The 21,794-nt window shown below is 70.3% G+C and carries 24 protein-coding genes; 8 read left to right on the top strand and 16 right to left on the bottom strand.

The window, feature by feature from the left end:
* Window positions 1-5: 5 nt before the first annotated feature.
* A complete protein-coding gene (locus ACXVUM_RS00995; RefSeq protein WP_458520027.1) occupies window positions 6-1,403 on the bottom strand; it encodes a phosphomannomutase/phosphoglucomutase in 1,398 nt (465 codons plus the stop codon).
* 98 nt (window positions 1,404-1,501) lie between these two features.
* Between ACXVUM_RS00995 and ACXVUM_RS01000 the strand changes: the two genes are divergently transcribed.
* On the top strand, window positions 1,502-2,608 hold the full coding sequence (locus ACXVUM_RS01000; protein WP_458520028.1) for a phosphatase PAP2 family protein: 1,107 nt from the start codon (window positions 1,502-1,504) through the stop codon (window positions 2,606-2,608).
* On the opposite strand, the gene ACXVUM_RS01005 is transcribed toward ACXVUM_RS01000, so the two are convergent.
* On the bottom strand, window positions 2,579-2,983 hold the full coding sequence (locus ACXVUM_RS01005; RefSeq protein WP_458520029.1) for a DUF3499 domain-containing protein: 405 nt from the start codon (window positions 2,981-2,983) through the stop codon (window positions 2,579-2,581). The genes ACXVUM_RS01000 and ACXVUM_RS01005 overlap by 30 nt on opposite strands.
* A 77-nt stretch (window positions 2,984-3,060) precedes the next feature.
* Between ACXVUM_RS01005 and ACXVUM_RS01010 the strand changes: the two genes are divergently transcribed.
* Window positions 3,061-3,588 carry a metallopeptidase family protein gene (locus ACXVUM_RS01010; protein WP_458520030.1) on the top strand — a complete coding sequence of 176 codons (528 nt, stop codon included), beginning with the start codon at window positions 3,061-3,063 and terminating at the stop codon, window positions 3,586-3,588.
* Window positions 3,589-3,598: 10 nt separating this feature from the next.
* Here the strand turns inward: ACXVUM_RS01010 and ACXVUM_RS01015 are convergent, their stop codons facing one another.
* A complete protein-coding gene (locus tag ACXVUM_RS01015; RefSeq protein ID WP_458520031.1) occupies window positions 3,599-3,928 on the bottom strand; it encodes a WhiB family transcriptional regulator in 330 nt (109 codons plus the stop codon).
* Window positions 3,929-4,273: 345 nt separating this feature from the next.
* Here ACXVUM_RS01015 and cofD point away from each other — a divergent pair, with 345 nt between their 5' ends.
* Genes cofD through ACXVUM_RS01030 form a run of 3 tightly spaced genes read left to right on the top strand, consistent with a single transcriptional unit; the run spans window position 4,274 to window position 7,208 of the window.
* Complete coding sequence (cofD, locus tag ACXVUM_RS01020; protein WP_458520032.1) at window positions 4,274-5,281, top strand: 2-phospho-L-lactate transferase; 1,008 nt, start codon at window positions 4,274-4,276, stop codon at window positions 5,279-5,281.
* Entirely contained in the window at window positions 5,251-6,630 is a 1,380-nt protein-coding gene (locus tag ACXVUM_RS01025) for a coenzyme F420-0:L-glutamate ligase (protein ID WP_458520033.1), read from the top strand. Before cofD ends, ACXVUM_RS01025 begins: the two co-directional genes overlap by 31 nt.
* A complete protein-coding gene (locus ACXVUM_RS01030) occupies window positions 6,627-7,208 on the top strand; it encodes an NUDIX hydrolase (protein ID WP_458520034.1) in 582 nt (193 codons plus the stop codon). Before ACXVUM_RS01025 ends, ACXVUM_RS01030 begins: the two co-directional genes overlap by 4 nt.
* Before the next feature lie 121 nt (window positions 7,209-7,329).
* Here ACXVUM_RS01030 and glgC read toward each other — a convergent pair whose 3' ends face one another.
* Entirely contained in the window at window positions 7,330-8,550 is a 1,221-nt protein-coding gene (gene glgC / locus ACXVUM_RS01035; protein WP_458520035.1) for a glucose-1-phosphate adenylyltransferase, read from the bottom strand.
* A gap of 49 nt (window positions 8,551-8,599) precedes the next feature.
* Here glgC and glgA point away from each other — a divergent pair, with 49 nt between their 5' ends.
* A complete protein-coding gene (gene glgA / locus ACXVUM_RS01040) occupies window positions 8,600-9,808 on the top strand; it encodes a glycogen synthase (protein ID WP_458520036.1) in 1,209 nt (402 codons plus the stop codon).
* Here the strand turns inward: glgA and ACXVUM_RS01045 are convergent.
* The 10 genes from ACXVUM_RS01045 to dapE all read right to left on the bottom strand — a co-directional run bounded on the left by ACXVUM_RS01045 (window position 9,790) and on the right by dapE (window position 18,414).
* Complete coding sequence (locus ACXVUM_RS01045; protein WP_458520037.1) at window positions 9,790-10,614, bottom strand: putative RNA methyltransferase; 825 nt, start codon at window positions 10,612-10,614, stop codon at window positions 9,790-9,792. The genes glgA and ACXVUM_RS01045 overlap by 19 nt on opposite strands.
* Before the next feature lie 32 nt (window positions 10,615-10,646).
* Entirely contained in the window at window positions 10,647-10,814 is a 168-nt protein-coding gene (locus ACXVUM_RS01050; protein WP_005171222.1) for a DUF3117 domain-containing protein, read from the bottom strand.
* 51 nt (window positions 10,815-10,865) lie between these two features.
* Complete coding sequence (locus ACXVUM_RS01055; RefSeq protein ID WP_458520038.1) at window positions 10,866-11,216, bottom strand: DivIVA domain-containing protein; 351 nt, start codon at window positions 11,214-11,216, stop codon at window positions 10,866-10,868.
* Window positions 11,217-11,236: 20 nt separating this feature from the next.
* Complete coding sequence (locus tag ACXVUM_RS01060; RefSeq protein WP_458520039.1) at window positions 11,237-12,070, bottom strand: SDR family oxidoreductase; 834 nt, start codon at window positions 12,068-12,070, stop codon at window positions 11,237-11,239.
* Between the two features lie 75 nt (window positions 12,071-12,145).
* On the bottom strand, window positions 12,146-13,135 hold the full coding sequence (locus tag ACXVUM_RS01065; RefSeq protein WP_458520040.1) for a glucosyl-3-phosphoglycerate synthase: 990 nt from the start codon (window positions 13,133-13,135) through the stop codon (window positions 12,146-12,148).
* On the bottom strand, window positions 13,132-13,944 hold the full coding sequence (gene folP / locus ACXVUM_RS01070) for a dihydropteroate synthase (protein WP_458522746.1): 813 nt from the start codon (window positions 13,942-13,944) through the stop codon (window positions 13,132-13,134). The genes ACXVUM_RS01065 and folP overlap by 4 nt, the downstream gene beginning before the upstream one ends.
* 91 nt (window positions 13,945-14,035) lie before the next feature.
* On the bottom strand, window positions 14,036-15,778 hold the full coding sequence (locus ACXVUM_RS01075; RefSeq protein ID WP_458520041.1) for a long-chain-acyl-CoA synthetase: 1,743 nt from the start codon (window positions 15,776-15,778) through the stop codon (window positions 14,036-14,038).
* A gap of 93 nt (window positions 15,779-15,871) precedes the next feature.
* Entirely contained in the window at window positions 15,872-16,408 is a 537-nt protein-coding gene (locus ACXVUM_RS01080; protein WP_458520042.1) for an LOG family protein, read from the bottom strand.
* The gene (locus ACXVUM_RS01085; protein ID WP_458522747.1) at window positions 16,405-17,220 is read right to left on the bottom strand and encodes an LOG family protein; all 816 of its coding nucleotides are present in this window, start codon (window positions 17,218-17,220) and stop codon (window positions 16,405-16,407) included. Before ACXVUM_RS01085 ends, ACXVUM_RS01080 begins: the two co-directional genes overlap by 4 nt.
* An 84-nt stretch (window positions 17,221-17,304) precedes the next feature.
* Window positions 17,305-18,414, bottom strand: coding sequence for a succinyl-diaminopimelate desuccinylase (gene dapE / locus ACXVUM_RS01090; protein WP_458520043.1), 1,110 nt, complete (start codon window positions 18,412-18,414; stop codon window positions 17,305-17,307).
* Window positions 18,415-18,515: 101 nt separating this feature from the next.
* On the opposite strand from dapE, the gene dapD reads away from it, so the two are divergent.
* Window positions 18,516-19,472: a 2,3,4,5-tetrahydropyridine-2,6-dicarboxylate N-succinyltransferase gene (gene dapD / locus ACXVUM_RS01095; RefSeq protein WP_458520044.1), complete on the top strand. Its 957-nt coding sequence runs from the start codon at window positions 18,516-18,518 to the stop codon at window positions 19,470-19,472.
* A gap of 70 nt (window positions 19,473-19,542) precedes the next feature.
* Here the strand turns inward: dapD and dapC are convergent, their stop codons facing one another.
* Together dapC and fdxA are read right to left on the bottom strand one after the other, a co-directional pair.
* Entirely contained in the window at window positions 19,543-20,676 is a 1,134-nt protein-coding gene (gene dapC / locus ACXVUM_RS01100) for a succinyldiaminopimelate transaminase (protein WP_458520045.1), read from the bottom strand.
* Window positions 20,673-20,999 (bottom strand): ferredoxin, encoded by a 327-nt coding sequence (gene fdxA, locus ACXVUM_RS01105; protein WP_253654720.1) that lies wholly within the window; start codon window positions 20,997-20,999, stop codon window positions 20,673-20,675. The genes dapC and fdxA overlap by 4 nt, the downstream gene beginning before the upstream one ends.
* 169 nt (window positions 21,000-21,168) lie before the next feature.
* Here fdxA and ACXVUM_RS01110 point away from each other — a divergent pair, with 169 nt between their 5' ends.
* Window positions 21,169-21,792: a cysteine dioxygenase gene (locus ACXVUM_RS01110; protein ID WP_458520046.1), complete on the top strand. Its 624-nt coding sequence runs from the start codon at window positions 21,169-21,171 to the stop codon at window positions 21,790-21,792.
* Window positions 21,793-21,794 lie beyond the last annotated feature (2 nt).

Here is a 21,794-nt window from a genome sequence, read left to right on the forward strand (position 1 = left end):
CGAGGTCACGAGCGGACGATGTCCAGGACGGACGCGACGATCTCGTCGACGCGCTCGGACGAGGCGGCCTCGGCGTTGAGTCGCAGCAGCGGCTCGGTGTTCGAGGCACGCAGGTTGAACCAGGATCCGTCGGTGAGATCGACCGTGACGCCGTCGAGCCGATCGATCGACGCGGTCTGATCGGCGAACGACGCGATGACCTGCTCGGTGGCCGTGGTGGCGTCGGCCACCGTCGAGTTGATCTCCCCCGACGCGACATATCGCTCGTACCCCGCCAGCAGCGTCGACGCCGGGACGTCGGACTCGCCGAGCGCGGCGAGGACGTGCATCGCCGCCAACATGCCCGAGTCGGCACCCCAGAAGTCGCGGAAGTAGTAGTGCGCCGAGTGCTCACCGCCGAAGACGGCGCCGGTCTCGGCCATCTGCTGCTTGATGAACGAGTGACCGACACGGGTGCGCACCGGCGTGCCGCCCTTCTCGGACACCAGTTCCGGCACGGCACGCGAGGTGATCAGGTTGTGGATGATCGCGGACCCGGGGTGTTTCGCCAGCTCACGGTCGGCGACGAGACCGGTGACGGCCGACGGCGAGACCGGCTCACCGCGCTCGTCGACGACGAAGCACCGGTCGGCGTCACCGTCGAAGGCGAGCCCGATGTCGGCGCCGGTCTCGCGCACGAACGCCTGCAGGTCCACGAGGTTCGCCGGGTCCAGCGGGTTGGCCTCGTGGTTGGGGAAGGTGCCGTCCAGTTCGAAGTAGAGTGAACGCAGGGTGAACGCAGGGTTCGAATCGAGGACCGCGGGCACTGTGTGCCCGCCCATCCCGTTCCCCGCGTCCACGGCGATCGTCAGCGGTCGGCTGCCAGAGAGGTCCACCAACCCGTGCAGGTACGCCGCGTAGTCGTCGAGCACGTCCCGCTCGCCGACCGACCCCCGGGGTCCGTCGAAGGCGGGCGTCCCGTGCAGCAGCTCGTCGGAGATCGTCGCCAGACCCGTCTGCTGCCCGACCGGCTTCGCGCCACGGCGGCACAACTTGATGCCGTTGTAGGCGGCCGGGTTGTGGCTGGCCGTGAACATCGCGCCCGGGACGTCGAGGCTGCCGGAGGCGAAATAGAGCTGATCGGTCGACGCCAACCCGATGAGCACGACGTCGAGCCCCTGATCGCAGACACCGTCGGCGAACGCGCGCGCCAGCTCCGGCGACGAGGCGCGCATGTCGTGTCCGACGACGACCGTGGCAGCGCCCTCACCCCGCATCAGGGCGGCGAACGACCGGCCCACGTCGGCGACGAACGCGGCGTCGATCTGCTCGCCGACGAGCCCGCGCACGTCGTAGGCCTTCACGATCGCGGCGATCGACTCCGCGGTACGCGCGGCGGCGGACTCGCCCTTCGGGTCGGACACGGTGGTTCTCCTCGACTCCGGGCGCTCGGTGCGCCGACACGCGGCATCGACGACGAAGTCGTCGGGATCGGACCAAGCCTAGTCGGTGGAGGTCTGCGATGACCGGCCTCCAGGCCCCCGATCACGAGGCGGCCCTCACCCCCGCCCCACCCTCGCCGCGTCTGACGGTCCTGCGCTGGGCGGCGGTGACGACATGGGCGGTGACGGTCGCCGTGCTGGCGGTGACCCGAGTCCTCACCTTCGACCTCGGGCCCGTGATCGCCATCGTCGTCACCGGGTTGGTGGCGGCCTCCATCGGCCGGCGCAACCCGCTGCTGGTGCTCCGCGACTGGCTCCCGTTCGCGCTCGTGCTGTTCGCCTACGAGCACACGCGGTCGGTCGCGGCGTTCCTCGGGATGCCGACGCAGTGGTTGCTCGCCGTCGACGTCGACCGGTTCCTGTTCGGTGTCGTCCCGACCGTGTGGCTGCAGGAGCACCTCAAACACCTGCAGCCGCAGTGGTGGGAGGTGATCACCAGCGCGGTGTACATGTCCTACTTCTTCGTGCCCTACGCACTCGCCGGGTACCTGTGGCTCCGCGACCGGGACCGCTGGCGCGCCTTCGTGATCCGCTTCGTCGTGCTGTTCACGCTCGGACTGGTCGGCTACATCCTCGTCCCGGCCGCACCCCCGTGGGCGGCTGCCCAGTGCACCACCGCGGAGGTGGCCGACGGCCCCGCGTTCCCCCACTGCATCACCACCTCGCCGGCGGGTGTCCCCGACGGCGGGCTCCTCGGCACCGTCGACCCGGTGCACGACGGTGCGCACCCGTGGGTCGAACGGATCTCGAGCCGCGGCTGGGAGGCGCTGCACATCGGCCCGGTCCGCGACGTCGTCGAGGTCGGCCAGAAGCGGTCGAATCAGGTGGCCGCCATCCCGTCGCTGCACGCCGGCCTCACCGCGCTGCTCGCGATGGCCACCTGGAGCGCCGGGTCGTGGCGGACCCGCACCGCATGGGTCGCCTACGCCGCGGCGATGGCCTTCACCCTCGTCTACTCCGCCGAGCACTATGTCTTCGACCTGATCCTGGGCTGGCTGCTGGCCGCGTTCGTGATGGTCGTCGTGGGCAGTCTCGAACGGCGCTGGGCCCGACGTGGGACGCGGACACGCCCTGCCGTGTCGACGGCACCCGAGAGGTCAGTCGACGGGGTCGGGCAGAACGCGTAGGTGACCGCGCCGTCCCGGGCGGGGACGGGTGCCGACGGCGGGCGGAGCGGTGAACGGCGCGTGGTCGACGGCGGCCGAGCGGGCCGTGGCGCGACCCGAGTCGCGCACGACGCCTTCGCGGACCGCCTCCGCGAGCGCGGTCAGGTCGTCCTCGTCGCCGACGGGTGCCGGGTAGCCGCCTGCGCTGCGCATCATCTCCCAGCCGCGGGGGACGGTGATCCGGCCGGCGTGCTCGTCGCACAGATCCCACGAGTGCGGCTCGTCGGCGGTGGCGAGTGGACCGACCACCGCGACGGACTCGGAGTAGACGAACGTCAACGTGGCGACCGCGGGCGCAGCGCAGCCGGGTCTGCTGCAGTGACGGGGACGTCTCACCCCGCGAGGTTATCCCGGCGACACGACGGCGACGACGGCGACACACCGCGCCCGTCGCCCGTGTCTACACTCGCGCCATGCCTCGTCCCCCGCGTGCGTCCGCGACGCGCCCCGACGTCGGGACCTCCCGGACCGGCGAGTCCCGGTCGGGGCGTCGGCGGCGTGTCCGGGACCGACGTGGACGCGGGTTGCGGTCTCGCCTGCTCCCGCCGGACCTGCCGGCGGCGAACACCCGCTCGGAGTCGTTCGATCTCGTGGTGTTGGAGGCCTTCGCCGAGATCGATGCCCGGTGGCACGACCAACTGGGCGACCTCGACCTCGCGGTGGACGAGATCCCGCGGATGCTCCCGCACGATCCCGAGACCGTGCAGTGGCCCGACGAGGTGACCGCGGACGGGGCGATCCCCCTGGCGCGACTGCTGCCGGCCGGCATCGATGCGCAGGGGAAGCCGTCGAAGGCGCGGATCGTGGTGTTCCGCAAGCCGTTGGAGAGCAGGGCCGAGACGGGGGACGACCTCGTCGACCTCGTCCACGAGGTGCTGGTGCATCAGATCGCGACACACCTCGGTGTCGACGAGGACACCATCGACCCCGATCCGCGCTAGGCGGACCGGATCAGATGATGCCGCGCTTGAGGCGACGACGTTCGCGCTCGGACAGGCCGCCCCAGATGCCGAAGCGCTCGTCCTTGTGCAGTGCGTACTCGAGGCATTCGGCCTTCACCTCGCAGCCGGAGCAGATGCGCTTCGCCTCGCGGGTCGAGCCGCCCTTCTCCGGGAAGAACGCCTCGGGGTCGGTCTGCGCGCACAGTGCGCGCTCCTGCCACTGCTCCTCCTCGTTGTCGAAGAGTGCGTCGAAGTCGTCGGTGACCAGGGTCAGGTGGGGGGTGTTCGGTGCCGGCGTGCGCGACGGGAATCCGTCACCCAACATGTGTTCGAACGACATCGCCGGGCCTCCTCATGGTTCCGATGTGTGGTCCCCCGTGCGGGAGATCGTCTGGCGTGCAATGACCGTCCCGGGGCGGGCAGTCGGCTCAATCCGCGTTCCGTGTTCGACGTGCCGTTCGAACATGTGATCGAAAACAATGCGGCGGAACGCATCTCGATCACAAATCGCTAATGACACTGGTGTGATTAGACACGTTCGTTCGCCGCGCGGTCAAGCGGAACGGCCACATTGCCGATACCACCAGGCGCACACGTTCGGCATGAACCCTCGACAGTGGCGTGTCGCACACCCCGCAGCCGCGGCGGACGTCGCTTCGGCGGCGGGTGACTACAGTGGGTCGACGTGAAGGCAACGGTCCTCGTGGGCGGCGTCGGTGGTGCCCGGTTCCTGCAGGGTGTGCGCCACCTGCTCGGCCCGACGGCGTTCCCGGTTCCTGACGCCGAACCCGATGCGCCGCAACCGGATCCGAGTGTCACCGCCATCGTCAACGTCGGCGACGACGCCTGGATGCACGGCGTGCGGATCTGCCCCGATCTCGACACCTGCATGTACACCCTCGGCGACGGCATCGACACCGACCGCGGATGGGGTCGGCGTGACGAGTCGTGGCATGCGAAGGACGAGCTCGCCGCGTACGGCGCCGACCCCGACTGGTTCGGGCTCGGCGACCGCGATCTCGCCACGCACCTCATCCGCACCCAGATGCTCGACGCCGGGTACAGGTTGTCCGACGTCACCGCCGCGCTGTGCAAGCGATGGCAACCCGGCGTCCGGCTGCTGCCGGCCACCGACGACCGCCACGAGACCCACGTCGTAGTGACCCGCGCCGAGGACGGGGCGAAGGTCGCGATCCACTTCCAGGAGTGGTGGGTCCGGTACCGCGCGAAGATCCCGACCCACGGCTTCGCGCAGGTCGGATCGGAAGAGGCCACGCCCGCCCCCGGGGTCGCCGCCGCGATCGCCGACGCGGACATCGTCCTGCTCGCGCCGAGCAACCCGGTCGTCAGCATCGGCGCGATCATCAGCGTCCCCGGCGTCCGGGCCGCGCTCCGCACCACCAGCGCACCGGTGGTGGGCATCTCCCCGGTCATCGGGGGCGCGCCGTTGCGCGGCATGGCCGACGAGTGCCTGTCGGTGATCGGCGTCGAGACCAGTGCCGAGGCGATCGGTGCCCACTACGGCGCACGCTCGGGGACGGGGATCCTCGACGGGTGGCTCGTCGCGCCCGACGACACCGCGGACATCCCGGGCGTCGCCACCGCGAGCGTGCCGCTCGTCATGACCGACCCGGCCACGACGGCCGAGATGGTGCACGCGGCATGCCGCCTCGTCGGCGTCGACCCGACGTGACCGACGACGCGCGCGATCACGCCGCCGACGGTGACGTGGTCATGTGGGCGATCCGGGGTCTCCCCCGTTTCACCGAGGGTGACGACATCGCCGCCGCGATCGCCGCGGCCGCACCGGATCTGCGCGATCGCGACGTACTCGTCGTGACCTCCAAGATCGTCTCCAAGGTGGAGGGGCGCACCGTCACCGCACCGTCGGATCCCGACGAACGAGACGCTCTGCGCCGCAGTCTCGTCGAGCGCGAGTCGGTTCGGGTGCTGGCACGCAAGAACCGCACGTTGATCACGGAGAACGCCCTCGGCATCGTGCAGGCGGCCTCGGGTGTCGACGGGTCGAACGTCGGCACCGACGAACTCGTGCTGCTCCCCGTCGATCCCGACGCCAGCGCACGTCGGTTGCGCGACGGGCTCCGCGACACCCTCGGCGTCGACGTCGCGGTGGTCGTCACCGACACGATGGGCCGCGCGTGGCGGACCGGCCAGACCGACGCCGCGATCGGGTCCGCCGGGATCGCGGTCACCCATCCCTACGAGGGCACCCGCGACCGCTGGGGCAACGACCTCGTCGTCACCGACATCGCCGTCGCCGACGAGATCGCGGCGGCGGCAGATCTCGTGAAGGGCAAGCTCGGGGAGACGCCGGTCGCCGTGATCCGTGGCCTGACACCGCACGACGACGGTTCGACCGCACGCGATCTGGTCCGCCCGGGCGAGGAGGACCTGTTCTGGCTCGGCGCCGACGAGGCCGTCGCGCAGGGACGTCGGCAGGCACTCCTGACCCGCGCGTCGGTGCGGGCCTTCGCCGAGACCGTCGTCGACGAGGCCGACATGCGCGCAGCCTTCGCCGAGGCACTGACGGCGCCCGCGCCGCATCACACCCATCCGGTCCGGTTCGTGTGGGTCCGCGACGCCGCGCGTCGTCGGAAGCTGTTGGACGCGATGGCCGCACGCTGGGAGCGGGATCTCGCGGCCGACGGGAAGACTCCGGAATCCATCCGCAAACGTCTCGACCGCGGTCGAATCCTCTACGACGCACCGGAACTCGTGGTGCCGATGCTGGTCATGGACGGCGCTCACGACTACCCCGACGAGGCACGGACGGCTGCGGAGCACACCATGTTCACGGTGGCCGTGGGTGCCGCCGTACAGGCGCTGCTGGTCGCGCTGTCGGTCCGCGGCATCGGGAGTTGCTGGGTCGGCTCGACGATCTTCGCCGGGGACCTCGTGCCCGGACTTCTCGACGTCCCGACCGACTGGGAGCCGCTCGGGGCCATTGCGATCGGCCATCCGGCGACCGAGATGGACGTACGGCCGCCGGCCGACACCGACGGGTTGGTGCACGACCGGTGACCGCCGCCTCACTGCACGCATCCACCGTCGACGTCCTCACGGCGTTCGCCGCGCCCGACGCCGGTCAGGACGCGATCCGCCACACGATGCTCGCGTTCCTCGCCGCCCGCGACGACGCGTGTCTGCGGGCGTGCGAGCCCGGACACGTCACCGCGTCCACCCTCGTCCTCGACCACACGGGTACCCACGCGCTGCTGACCCTCCACCCGCGGGTCGGCGCGTGGATCCAGCTCGGTGGCCACTGCGAACCCGACGACGACCTGCTGCGTGATGCCGCGCTGCGCGAGGCCGTCGAGGAATCCGGCATCGGTGAGATCGAAGTGCACCCGGAACCCGTTGCGCTGCACACCCATCCGATCACGTGCTCACTCGGGATCCCGACGCGGCACCTCGACGTCCGCTTCCTCGGCGTCGCACCGCCCACCGCGGACGGTTCCCCGCCCCCGGTGGTCCGCAGCGACGAATCCGTCGACCTGCGGTGGTGGCCGGTCGATGATCTGCCCGCGTCGGCGCGCACCGGCGAGATGACCGAACTCGTCGAGGCAGCCCGGCGCGTGCACGCCGCCCTCGTCGCCTAGCTCCGACCAGGCCACCCGTCTGTTGGGCACTTGGAGCCGTTCGTTGGGCACTTGGAGCGGGCCACCGAGAATCGCGGTGCTCCTACCGCCCAACAGACGGCTCCTACCGCCCAACAGACGGTCAGGAGCCGATGCGCTGGCCCTTGCCGACCGCGACGACTCCCCCGGCGCTGATCGCGTACTTCTCGCGGTCGCGATCGGGCTCGACGCCGACGATCTCGCCGGGTCCGACGACGACGTTCTTGTCGAGGATGGCCTTGCGGACGACGGCGCCGCGGCCCACCCGGACGCCGGGCATCAGCACGCTGCCCTCCACCGTGGCGCCGTCGTCGATGATGACGTTCGAACTGAGCACCGAGTTGCGCACGGTCGCCGCCGAGATGATCGACCCCGCGCCGACGACCGACTCCTGGGCCAGGCCACCGTGGACGAACTTCGCGGGCGCGAGGTTCTCGGCCGCACCGCGGATCGGCCACCGCCGGTTGTAGAGGTTGAACACCGGGTGTACCGACACGAGGTCCATGTGCGCGTCGTAGAACGCGTCGAGCGTCCCGACGTCGCGCCAGTACCCCTTGTCGCGTTCCGTGGCGCCGGGGACCTCGTTGTCGGCGAAGTCGTAGACGTACGCCTCGCCCCGGTTCACGAAGCCCGGGATGATGTCTCCGCCCATGTCGTGGTCGGAGTCGCTGTCCTCGGAGTCGGCGCGGATCGCGTCGACGAGGGCCTGCGTGGTGAACACGTAGTTGCCCATCGACGCGAACGTCGCGTTCGGGTCGTCGGGGGTGCCCGGCGGGTCCTTCGGCTTCTCGAGGAATTGCGTGATGCGCCCGGACTCGTCGGAGTCGATGCAGCCGAACGCGAACGCCTCCGACCGCGGGACGCGGATGCCGGCCACCGTGGCCGCCGCCCCGGACTCGATGTGCGCGGCGACCATCTGCTCGGGGTCCATGCGATAGACGTGGTCGGCACCGAACACGACGATGTAGTCGGGCTCCTCGTCGTAGACGAGGTTGAGGGACTGGAAGATGGCGTCGGCGCTGCCGGTGTACCAGCGCGGTCCGAGGCGCTGCTGCGCCGGCACGGGGGTGATGTACTCGCCGTTGAAGCCCGACAGTCGCCACGTCTGCGAGATGTGGCGGTCCAGCGAGTGCGACTTGTACTGCGTGAGCACACACAGCCGTTGGTATCCCGCGTTGACCAGGTTGCTCAGGACGAAATCGATGAGGCGGTAGGCGCCGCCGAACGGGACCGCGGGCTTGGCACGGTCCATGGTGAGCGGATAGAGGCGCTTGCCCTCCCCGCCCGCCAGGACGATCCCGAGCACATGCGGCTGTGATCTCACACCTCCCAACCTATCGGTCATCGGTGGTCCCGGCCACACCTCGGTGTCCGTGGCGGAGACCGCCACCCACGCACTAGCGTCGACTGTCATGCGAGTGGCGATGATGACGCGTGAGTACCCGCCCGAGGTCTACGGCGGCGCCGGGGTGCACGTCACCGAACTCGTCCGGCACCTGCGCGCCCTCGCCACCGTCGACGTCCACTGCATGGGGGCGCCCCGCGACACCGCGCACGTCTACACCTCCGATCCCGGTCTGACCGGCGCGAACGCCGCGTTGACGACGATGTCGGCGGATCTGCGGATGGTCGCCGGCGCCCAGGGTGCGGACGTGATGCACTCGCACACCTGGTACACCGGCCTGGCGGGCCACCTCGCGGCACAGCTCTACGGTGTCCCGCATGTCCTGACCGCACACTCGCTCGAGCCCCGACGGCCGTGGAAAGCCGAGCAACTCGGTGGCGGGTACCGACTGTCGAGCTGGGCCGAACGCAACGCCGTCGAGTACGCCGACGCGGTGATCGCCGTGTCGGCCGGCATGCGCGTCGACGTCTGCGACGCGTACCCGCGCCTGGACCCCGAACGGGTGCACGTGGTGCGCAACGGGATCGACACCACCTCGTGGGCGCCCGTGGCCGACGCGTGGGCGGAGGATTCGGTGCTGCGATCGCTCGGCGTCGACCCGGATCGCCCGATCGCCGTGTTCGTCGGGCGCATCACACGCCAGAAGGGCGTCGCGCATCTCGTCGCGGCGGCGCACGATTTCGACCCGGACGTCCAGCTGATCCTCTGCGCAGGCGCGCCGGACACCCCCGAGATCGGCGCGGAGGTGGCCGCAGCCGTGGCGGAGCTGTCCGAGAAGCGCGCCGGGGTGCACTGGGTCCAGGAGATGCTTCCCACCGCCAAGGTCGCCGAGATCCTCAGCGCGGCAACCGTCTTCGTCTGCCCGTCGATCTACGAACCGCTCGGGATCGTCAACCTCGAGGCGATGGCGTGCGGGACGGCCGTCGTCGCGTCCGACGTCGGCGGCATCCCCGAGGTCGTCCGTGACCAGGTGACGGGCCTGCTCGTCCCGTACGACGCCACCGACGCACGCGCCTTCGAGTCCGGGCTCGCGACCGCGGTCAACACGGTGGCGCGCGACGGGGCGCGGGCATCGGAGATGGGTGCCGCGGGCCGCGAGCGCGCGATCGCCGAGTTCTCGTGGGACTCGATCGCCGAACAGACCGTCGCGGTCTACCGTCAGGCGCTCACCTCGTAGACCGACACCGTCGTCGAGAACGTCACCGCCGACGACGCGGCCAGTGTCGCCGCACGGTCGGTGATCTCCGACGGCGCGTGATGGTGCGCCGAGGGCCCCATCGCGACCAGATCGGCGACGAGGGCCCGGTCGGCGTCGACGGTGTACTCGACGAGCACACGGTCGACACGGGTGAACGCGGAACCCATCGTCGCGCCGATGCGGTCCGACTTCGTCGGGTCGACACCGATCATGCCCATCGGCGCCACGATCTCCCCGAGATGCCGCGGCGTCGGCGCGACGATCACGACGCGGCCGCCGGGGTCGAGGACGCGGGCGAACTCGGCGACGTTGCGCGGCGAGAACACCGACAGGACTGTGTCGACGACGCCGGAGCGGACCGGGAGGCGCGTCCACGCGTCGGCCACGACGGCACCCACGCGGTCGGATCGTCGGGCGATCGCACGCGCACCCGGCTTGGACAGGTCGAGTCCCACCCCGCGTCGTCGCGGGTCGTCGGCGACGACCCGCGCGAGGTGATGACCGGTGCCCGCACCCACGTCGAGGACGGTCGACCCGATCGACGCGTCCAGGAGAGCGTCGGTGACGGGGTCGAAGTGCCCGGCACCCTGGACACGATCGCGCGCGGCGATCATCTCGGGGGTGTCGGACCGGAGTCCGTGCGTGGATCCGTTCAGCAGCGAGACGTAACCCTGTCGCGCGATGTCGAAGGTGTGCCCGCGATCGCAGATGACGGTTCGCTCGTCGACGTCGACGTCCGCGGTGCACACCGGGCAGTCGAGGAGATCGACGACCGAGGCCAACACCGCGGTGTCACCGACCGCGGACGGGGCCGCCCTCAGCCGGCGACGCCACGCAGTTCTTCGCCCAGGGCCGCGGCTTCGTCGGCGGTGAGTTCGACGACCAGGCGGCCGCCGCCCTCGATGGGGATGCGTACGACGATTCCTCGCCCTTCCTTGGCTGCTTCAAGGGGACCGTCGCCGGTCCGTGGCTTCATCGCCGCCATGTCACAAGCTCCCTCCGAGAACACGCCGTCCGTCGGCGTCAGAGTTCGATCTTATGCGGCCGGACCGCGGTCGTCCCCCGGCGCGTCTGCTTCGGTGCGTGAGAAGTCGTTCGCCTCGCGCCCCTGGAGGTCGAGGACGACGCCTCGCAGCTCGTCGATCTCGCGCGCGAGCTTCTCCAGCGCCCAGTCCACCTCGGACTGCTTGTAGCCGCGGAACACGAGCGCGAAGCGGAGATCGCGGACGTCGGATCCGGCGATCCCGGCACGTGGCAGGCGGGTCAGCGTCGTGTCGGGGTCGAGGGCGGGAAGGTCTTCACCGCGTCCGAACACGAACCAGACGACCGCGAACACGACCGCCACCACCAGCACCATGACGAGCAGGTAGAGCAACAGGGTCTGCACGCCACCGACCGTAGCGGGTGCTACCCGGCGACGACCCCGCGCAGGCCGTCCTCGCCGAACAGCGGCTCGAGCATCGACGAGTAGTCGGGTCCGCGGCGCAGCATCTGTCCGCCGTCGACGTTGATGACCTGCCCGGTGATCCAGGTGGAGGCGTCCCCGAGCAGGAACGCCGCGAGCGCCGCGATGTCGTCGACCTCGCCGACCCGGGGCAGGGGCGTGGAGGCGGCGTAATCGGCGGAGAGGTCGGGTGACTCGAGGACGACGGCGACCAGTTCGGTCCGGGTCAGGCCGGGGCGGATGCCGTTGACGCGGACGTTGCTCGCGCCGAGCTCGTCGGCGGCCAGACGCACCAGGTGGTCGACGGCGGACTTCGTCACGCCGTACGCCCCGAACCACCGATGGGTGTTCGACGACGCGATCGACGAGATGGCCACGATCGATCCGCCGCCGGCGCGCACGAGTTCGCGGGCGGCGTGCTTGATCGTGTACATCGTGCCGTTGACGTTGAGATCGACGGTGTTCCGCCATGCGGCGCTGTCGATCTGGGTGACCGGCCCGATGGTCTCGCTCCCACCCGCGCAGGCCACCACCCCGTCGAGTCGACCCGCACGCTCGACCACCTCGGCGACGGCGCCGGCGACCTGCTCCTCGTCGGTGATGTCGGCCCCGACGGCGTGTACCGCCCCCGGGGCACCCGAGATCTCCGCGACGGTCGCGTCGAGTCGCTCACGATTGCGTCCGAGGATGGTGACCGTGGCCCCGCCCCACGCGAGTGTCTCGGCGATACCACGGCCGATGCCACTGCCACCGCCGGTGACCAGAATCGACTTGTCCTCGACCGACCCGACCGTCATGCCCGCACTCCCATCGATGGTGGAACACGAGCCAGAACTGGAACGTGTTCTACCGATGGAACCACACCGGGTGTGTCAGGACGCGCGGACTCTTCTCGTGGCCACGGGGCGCAGGGTGTTCATCGGCGGACGGTCACCGAGGTGCACCTCGGTGGTGTGCGGGGTGAACGTGCCGTCGGCCTCGGCGGTGAACTGGGTCAGCCCCACACCCGAGTCGGTGATGCCGCAGCGACGCATGAACGTCCCCACGATCTGACGGCTCATCACGCCGAGCTCGATGAGCGGGCGGTTGCGATGGGTGCGGACGCCGAGGTTGACCTGGGCGATGCCGGGCATCCCGTAGCGGTCGTAGGTGTCGATGAGGAGGCCGATCTCCACGCCGTACCCCGGCGCGAACGGCACGGACGCCAGCAGCTCACGGGTGCCGGCGTACTCGCCGCCGAGCGGCTGCAGCACGGAGGTGAGCTCGGGCTTGAGCGACGCCAGCAACGGACGCGCGACGAGTTCGGTGACCCGTCCGCCGCCGTTCGGGTCCTGCGCACCACCGGTCCGCAGCGGTCGTCGGTAGTAGCCCTTCACCAGCTGCACCGACTCGTCGAGCAGCAGCGGCCCGAGCAGCTTCGGAACGAACTGGGGATCGGGGTCGACGAGGTCGGAGTCGACGAAGGCGATGAGGTCGCCGGTGGTGGCGGCGATCGAGCGCCACAGCACCTCCCCCTTGCCGGCGACCGGCGCCAGCTCGGGGACCGCGGTCTCGCGGCTGACGACGCGCGCCCCGGCCGCGGTCGCCCGCTCCGCGGTGGCGTCGGTCGACCCGGAGTCCAGGACGATCAGTTCGTCGACCAGGGTGCCCAGGAGCGGGCGGATCGACGCCACGACGGCACCGACCGTCTCCTCCTCGTCGAGTGCCGGGAGCACGACCGACACCGTGCGGTCGCCTTTGGCCGCGACCAGTTCGTCGACGTCGAAGTCCGGCCGTTCGAAGGTGTGCGTCTCCGACCAGGCGAGCGCCTGGGGGTCGACGTCGGCCGGAGCCGGCCACATACGTGTCCTCTGTGCGGTCATGCGAGTCCCCTGACTGTTCGTTGCGGTGGACGTGTACCCGCTATCGCGGCGACCATGTCGACCACTCTCCGGGTGGCGGCGACCTCGTGGACTCGGAAGACCCGTGCTCCCGCCGAGGCGGCGAGCGCGGTGGCTGCGAGGGTTCCCTCCAGCCTGTCTTCCAGGCCCACGCCCAGAGTCTCCCCTACGAAATCCTTGTTGCTCAGTGCCATCAGCACTGGTCGGCCGGTGTTAACGAGAATGTTCACCCGGCGTAACAGCGCCAATCCGTGGTGCGTGTTCTTCCCGAAGTCGTGCGTCGGGTCGATCAGTATGCCGTCCTCGGGCACTCCTGCGCGAGCCGCTCGGTCCGCCGCGGCCGTCAGCTCGGCGAGCACCTGGGTGACGACGTCGGTGTAGCGGACACGGTGAGGACGAGTTCTCGGCGTCGCGCCGCCGGTGTGCGAGCAGACGATCCCGGCGCCGCAGTCGGCGGCCGTGTGGACGAGATCGGGGTCGGCGCCGGCCCATGTGTCGTTGACCAGGTCGGCACCTGCGGCGCACGCCTCCCGCGCCACCTCCGACCGCCACGTGTCGACGCTGATGACGAGGTCCGGATGCGTCGAACGGACCCAGTCGACGAACGGGACGACGCGACGGATCTCCTCGCTCGCATCCACCTCCGCGCCGGGACCCGCCTTCACACCGCCGATGTCGACGAGGTCGGCACCCTCGTCGACAGCACGGGTGACGCGGTCCATCGCACCGGTGTCGGTGAAGGCCGTACCGCCGTCGTAGAAGGAATCCGGGGTCCGGTTGACGATGGCCATCACCAGGGCCCGGTCGGGGTCGACCGGACGTCCGCACAGGGTGGGAGACCACCCGGGCGGTGTGGCGGGGCCGATCGACTCCGGCTGCACCCTAGGAGTTGCGGGGCGCCTTGGCCGCGGCGACGTCGTCCACATAGGAGTCGTAGAACTCGACGTAGCCGTCGGACTTGCCGGCGAGGACGTAGAGCGGGTCGTCGCCGGTCTCGGAGTAGCCCTGCTCGCGCAGCTCCACCTTCATCGTCTTGAACGTCGAGGTCTGCTCCAGCTGCTCGACCACGCGGATGAACAGCGGCAGCGCATAGCTCGGCAGCGACGAGTAGAGGTGGTCGGCCAGTGCCGACCCGTCGAGCTTGTCGCCCGACTTCAGTGTCACCGCAGCCATGCCCGCCTTGCCGTCGGCCCCGGGGATCTCGACCCCGAACACGACGGACTGACCGATCTGCGAGTCGGCGTCGACGGCACCCTCGACCTCGGTGGTCGCGACGTTCTCACCCTTCCAGCGGAAGGTGTCACCGAGCCGGTCGACGAACGCGACGTGCGAGAACCCCTGGTCGCGCATGAGATCGCCGGTGTTGAACCACCTGTCACCGTCCTTGAAGGCGTCGGTGATGATCTTCTTCTCGGTCGCCTTCGGGTCGGTGTAGCCGTCGAAGGGGATGCGGTCGTTGATCTCCGAGATCAGCAGACCGGCCTTGCCCTTCTCGACCTCCTTGACGCGCCCGTTGTCGTCGCGGAGCGCGTCCCCGGTCTCACCGTCGTACTCGACGATCTTGTAGGTGAGCGGGCAGAACCCGGCGGTGCGGTTGAGGTTGAAGATGTTGATGAACGCCAGGTTCGACTCGCTCGCCGCGTAGAACTCGACGATCCTCTCGATGCCGAAACGCGCCTTGAACTCGTCCCAGATCTCCGCGCGCATACCGTTGCCGACGGCGACGCGGACCGAGTGTTGACGGTCGGTCTCCTTCTCCGGCTGGGCGAGAAGGTAGCGGCACAGTTCGCCGATGTAACAGAACGCGGTCGCGCGGTTGAGGATCACGTCGTCCCAGAACCGGGAGGCCGAGAAGCTGCGACCGATCGCCAGACAGGCACCCGCACCCAGCACCGACGAGAGCGAGACCGTCAACGCGTTGTTGTGATAGAGCGGCAGGCAGGCGTACATCGTGTCGTCGTGACGCAGGCGGACACCCATGCCGCCGATCCCCGACAGTCCCGTCAGCCAGCGGAAGTGCGACATGACGCTGGCCTTGGGCATGCCGGTGGTGCCCGAGGTGAAGATGTAGAACGCCTTGGTCGACGCGGGCAGGGTGGCCGTGATGGACGGCTCCGCCTCCGACTTCCCCGCCGACTGCTCCTCCATCTCGTCGAAGGTGACGACCTGACGCGGGACGGCCGACTCCGACGCGGAGTCGAGGGCCTCACGGGCGTCGGGGTCGAGCAGGAGGACGTCGGCCTCGAGGACACCGAGACTGTGGTCGATGACGTTGCCGCGCTGGTTGTAGTTGAGCATGCCCGCGATCGCGCCGAGCTTGACCACGGCGATCATCGCCAGCACCGTCTCGGGGGTGTTCTTGGCGAGGACGCCGACGACGTCACCCTCCGTCACGCCCTTCTCGGAGAGCAGTGCCGCCCAGCGGTTGATCCGTCGGTTGCACTCGCCGTAGGTGTACGACCGACCCTCGAAGCGGAGGAACGGGCGGTCGGGGTGGTCACTCGCACGGTCGGCGAAGAGACTGCCGATGGTCACGGTGCTCGTCGGCTTCCGCATCAGGAAGCCGGGGGCGTTCCGAAGCATCACCGAGGCGTCGGTCGCGAGGCCGAGCACCCCCTTGGCCATGTCCATAACTCCGACACGCGAACGGGCTTCGGTCGTCACTCGGATTGCTCCCCACACTGGCTACGCCGACGATGGCACTTGCTGGCGAAGAGGTTACCGGCTGGTAGACATCGCGATGGCGCGGGTCACAGAATCCGTCACCTGCAAGTGCTCCATCGCGCGAGCGGAGACGAACCCCTCGGCCTGCAGACCCTCCAGCCAGCCCATCAGCGGACGGTAGAAGCCGAATGTGTCGAGCAGGACGACCGGCTTGTCGTGCATCCCGAGGTATCCGCCGGTCCAGGTCTCGAACAGCTCCTCCAACGTCCCGACGCCGCCGGGCAGGGTGATGAACCCGTCGGCGCGATCGTCCATGAGTTGCTTGCGCTGGCGCATCGTCTCGGTGACGACGAGTTCGTCGGCGTCGACGTCGGCGACCTCCCGGTCGACCAAGGCCCGCGGGATGACACCGACGGTCCGGCCACCGCCGTCGCGCACCGCACGGGCCACCGCACCCATCATCGAGATGTTGCCCCCGCCGGAGACCAGGGTGTGTCCCGCCGCCGCGATCGCCGAACCGAGCTCGCCGGCGAGGTCGATGTAGCGCTGCGGGACCGGTCCGGACGCGCAGTAGACGCAGATCGCGCTCACGCGGATCGATCCTCTCCCGCCGAGGCGTCCTCGTTCGCCGCGGCACTGGCCTGGGCGGCCCGGTCGGCGATGGCGCGGGTGACCGTCTCCACCGCCTCGTCGACGCTGTCGGTGGCGGTGAGCAGCGCGATGTCGGCCTCGGAGACCGTGCCCGCCTGCCGCAGCGTCGTGCGGATCCAGTCCAGGAGACCACCCCAGTACGCCGTGCCCAGCAGGACGATCGGGAACCGGGTGACCTTCCGGGTCTGGACCAGCGTGAGCGCCTCGAAGAGCTCGTCGAGGGTGCCGAACCCGCCGGGGAGACAGACGAAGGCCTGGGCGTACTTGACGAACATGGTCTTGCGGGCGAAGAAGTAGCGGAAGTTCACACCCAGGTCGACCCAGTCGTTCATCGACTGCTCGAACGGCAGCTCGATGCCCAGGCCGATCGACGTGCCGCCGGCCTCCGCGGCACCGCGGTTGGCCGCCTCCATCGCGCCCGGCCCGCCCCCGGTGATCACGGCCAGTCCCGCACGGGCCAGCGCGGCGCCGAGTTCGACGCCCATCGCGTACTCCGGTGCGTCGCGGGATGTGCGCGCCGACCCGAACACCGTCACCGCCGACGACACACCGGACAGCGCGTCGAACCCGGCGACGAACTCCGACTGGATACGCAGCACCCGCCACGGGTCGCGCTCGGCGCGGTCGGCGCGCATCCGACCGTCGAGGTCGGCACGGGCGTCGAGGTCGGTGGTGTCGAGGAGTCGGTGGTCGGAGGTCGACGCCACCTCGGTGCGACTGCGTCGACGGCAGCTCGCGCCGGCGTAGCTCAGCGGTGCGGGTGGGGTCTGATCGACTTCCGAGGACACGCCGCGACCGTAGTCGAGGCGGGGACGGGGGCGGGAGGCCGCCGCATCTCAGTGCAGCGGCGTGGTCAGGTAGCGCCGCAGCGTGTCCGTGACCGAGCGGATCTCGGCGGCGGACACCCGCTCGTCGCGGCGGTGCGCCAGGCTCGGATCACCGGGGCCGAGGTTGACCGCGGGGACGCCGCGCGCGGCGAACCGGGAGACGTCGGTCCACCCGAACTTGGCGCGGAAACGCCCGTCGGCAGCCTCGACGAGTGCGCGCGCCGCCGGGTGCGACAGGCCGGGCAGCGCCCCCGGCGACAGATCCGTGACGACGAGGTCGACGTCGCCCGCCTCGAGCGGCCCGGCGAACGTCTCGCGAACGTGCTCCAGCGCCTGCTCACCGCTGCGGTCGGGGGCGAACCGGAAGTTGACGTCGATCGAGGCGGCGTCGGGGACGACGTTGCCCGCCACTCCCCCGGCGATCGCGACCGCCGACAGGCCCTCGCGGTACTCACATCCGTCGATGTCGACCCGACGCGGCTCGTAGTCCGCCAATGTCCGCAGGACATCCGCGAGATGGTGGATCGCGTTCTCCCCCATCCACGATCGGGCCGAGTGCGCACGGACGCCCGTCGCCGACAGCCGGACCCGCAGCGTCCCCTGACACCCGGCCTCGATCTGCCCACCGGTGGGTTCACCGAGGATCGCCACGTCCGCGTCGAGCCAGTCGGGCAGCTCACGCTCGATGACGCCCAGCCCGTTGCGCGTCGCCTCGACCTCTTCGAGGTCGTAGAAGACGAGGGTGAGGTCGTGGGCGGGGTCCGCCACGGTCGCGGCGAGGTGGAGGAACACCGCGTCGCCGGATTTCATGTCGACGGTTCCGCAACCGTGCAGGACCGTGTCGTCACCCTCGGTCGTCCGCCGGTGCGGGACGTTGTCGGCGATGGGGACCGTGTCAAGGTGTCCGGCGAGGATCACGCGGCCCGGGAGGCCGCGATCGGTCCGGGCCAGCACGCGGTTGCCGTGCCGGAGGATCTCGTACCCCGTCGTCTGCGCGCGCAGCGCGGCCTCCACCGCGTCCGCGAGCGCGGCCTCGTCGCCGGACACGCTCGGCACGTCGACGAGCGCGGCGGTCAACTCGACGGGGTCGGCATGCAGGTCCAGATGCGGGGCGGTCACAGGTGTCGAGGCTAATCGCCGGCGCGTCCGAGGTGGGACGAGCACCGCCGTGGGTACGAGGAGTGCCGAACGGGGCGACCCCACCGGTACAGTCACGAGCCGTGACTGAAGCAACGTCTGCGACCGGGGTCGGCATCGCCACCATCACCGACGACGGCAAGGTCCTCGACACCTGGTTCCCCGCACCCGAACTCGGCACGGGTGGCGAGTCGGGCACCGAGCACCTGTCGGGAGACGACGTCCCGGCCGATCTCGCCGAGCTCGTCGCCGTCGACGAGGCGCGCGGCGTGTCGCTCGTCGCGGTCCGGACCACCATCGCCGACCTGTCGCAACCCCCGATCGATGCGCATGACGTCTACCTCCGGCTGCACCTGTTGTCGCACAGGCTGATCCAGCCGCACGGCGCCAACCTCGACGGGCAGTTCGGGCTGCTGAGCAACGTCGTGTGGACCAGTCACGGTCCCTGCGCGGTCGACGGGTTCGAGATGACCCGCGCGCGCCTGCGCGCACGCGGCCCCGTCGCCGTCTACGGCGTCGACAAGTTCCCCCGCATGGTCGACTACGTGGTCCCGTCCGGTGTCCGCATCGGCGACGCCGATCGCGTGCGCCTCGGTGCGCACCTCGCGAGCGGCACCACGGTCATGCACGAGGGTTTCGTGAACTTCAACGCCGGCACCCTCGGCAACTCGATGGTCGAGGGCCGCATCTCGGCCGGCGTCGTCGTCGACGACGGCTCCGACGTGGGCGGCGGCGCGTCGATCATGGGGACGCTGTCCGGCGGTGGCACGACGGTCATCTCACTGGGCAAGCGGTGCCTGCTCGGCGCGAACTCCGGCTGCGGCATCTCGCTCGGCGACGACTGCGTCGTCGAGGCGGGTCTCTACGTCACCGCCGGGACCAAGGTCACCGGTCCCGACGGCACCACCGTGAAGGCGCGCGACCTGTCCGGTCGCAGCAACCTGCTCTTCCGTCGCAACAGCGTGAGCGGCGCCGTCGAGGTCGTGCCCTGGAAGGGCGACGGCATCGCTCTCAACGAGGCCCTGCACGCCAACGACTGACCCGCGACTGCCCGCTCGGCGGGCAGTGTGTGCCCGCTCGGCGGTTCGGCACGGACCGAGGTCGCCGTGATCAGGACCCGGCGGCCACCGTCTCGGTGAGTCGCGCGACCGCGGCGGCGATGCGTTCGTCGGTGGCGGTGAGGGCCATCCGGACATGCTGCGCACCCGCAGGCCCGTAGAACTCCCCGGGCGCGGCCAGGATCCCCAGGTCGGCCAACCACGCGACGGTGTCGCGACACGGCTCGTCGCGGGTCGCCCAGAGGTAGAGACCGGCCTCGGAATGGTCGATGCGGAAACCCGCGCGACGGACCGCGGTCGAGAGCGCGACCCGACGGGCGCGGTACCGCTCACGCTGCTCGGCGACGTGCTCGTCGTCGGTGAGCGCCGCCGTCATCGCCGTCTGCACCGGGAACGGCACGATGAGACCCGCGTGCTTGCGCACCGCCAACAGCTCACCGATCAGCTCACCGTCGCCGGCGAGGAACCCGGCGCGATAGCCCGCGAGGTTCGAGACCTTCGACAGCGAGTGCACAGCGATCAGCCCGGTGGTGTCGCCGTCGCACACCCGCGGGTCGAGGATCGACACGGCCTCGGCCTCCCATGCCAGACCGAGGTAGCACTCGTCGGAGATGACGACCGATCCGCGCTCGCGCGCCCACGCCACCACCTTGCGGAGATGCTCGACACCGAGCACCGTGCCGGTCGGGTTCGACGGCGAGTTGAGGAAGATCGCCGCGGGCCGTGACGGTCCGAGAGCGAACAGGGCATCGGATCGCACCGGCGTCGCCCCGGCGAGGAGCACGCCCACCTCGTACGTCGGGTACGCGACCTCGGGGATGACGACCTCGTCACCCGGGCCGAGACCGAGCAGCGAGACGATCGACGCGATGGCCTCCTTGGTCCCGATGACGGGCAGGATCGCCGAGCTGTCGAGCGGGACGCAACCGTGTCGCCGTGTCAGCGCGGCCGCGGCGGACTCCCGGAGGTCGGCCGTGCCGGCCGTGGCCGGGTAGCCGGGCAACGCGGCGCCGACGTCGAGCCCGCGCCGGATGATGTCGTCGATGGGGTCCACCGGGGTCCCCACCGAGAGGTCGACCATGCCGTCGGGATGAGCCGCGGCACGCGCCTTCGCCTCGCCGAGGGAGTCCCACGGGAAATCGGGCAGCGTCGCCGCCACCGACCGCCGCGTGGTGTTGCCGGTCACTCTTCGGTGTTCATCGGCGGCAGACCCTTGATGAACGCAGGGTCGTTCGCCGTCTTCCCGACCTTGCTGGCGCCGCCCGGCGAGCCGAGGTCGTCGAAGAAGTCGACGTTGGCCTTGACGTAGGGCTCCCACTCGTCCGGGACGTCGTCCTCGTAGAAGATGGCCTCCACCGGACACACGGGCTCACAGGCCCCGCAGTCGACGCACTCGTCGGGCTGGATGTAGAGCATCCGCTCGCCCTCGTAGATGCAATCCACCGGGCACTCCTCCACGCAGGCCCGATCCAGCAGGTCCACACAGGGCTCGGCGATGATGTACGTCAACACACTCTCCTTCGCAGTACGCGCGTCCGCCCAAGTATCCGCGTCGGCCACGTGGCGGGACAACCGGGGTCGACCGGTCGAGGTTGGGATCACAGTGGCGTCAACCCTCGCCCGGCGGCCCTCCGTCGGCGACCCTGTGTCCCGTGAGTTCCCTCCCAGCGTCCCGGCGATGTCACGGCTGATCGAGTCACGCACCTCGTCCCGCCACCGACCGGAGAACCCCATGCTCACCCGCACCCGCCCCGTGTCCGGCCGTCTCGACGGCCTCGAGCCGAACCGCGACGACGCGCGCAGGCACCCAGCACTTCCCACCCGCCTCTGCCCGGCCGACCTGCTGCGCCTCACCGATCAGGTCGCCGCCGACGTTCTCGACGGCCACCATGATGCCGTCCTGCCGGCTCACTGGACCACCACCGAGCGCTGGTCCACCCGCATCCACTCCGACGACGAGGTCGACGTCTGGCTGATCAGCTGGACCCCCGGTACGTCGACCGAACTGCACGACCACGCGGGATCGCTCGGCGCACTGACGGTGGTCTCGGGGCGCCTCAGCGAATACCGCTGGACCGGTTGCCGACTGCGCGCGCGGACCCTCGACGCCGGCGATCAGGCGTCCTTTCCCCTCGGGTGGGTCCACGACGTGATGCGGGACCCGACCGCAGGTGTCACCGACGAACCGACCCTCAGCGTGCACGCCTACTCGCCGCCGCTGACCGCGATGTCCTACTACGAGGTGACCGCGGAGCAGTCGCTGCGACGGGTACGAACCGAGCTCACCGACGAGCCCGAGTGACG

It is taken from the genome of Williamsia sp. SKLECPSW1 (genome assembly GCF_054332755.1).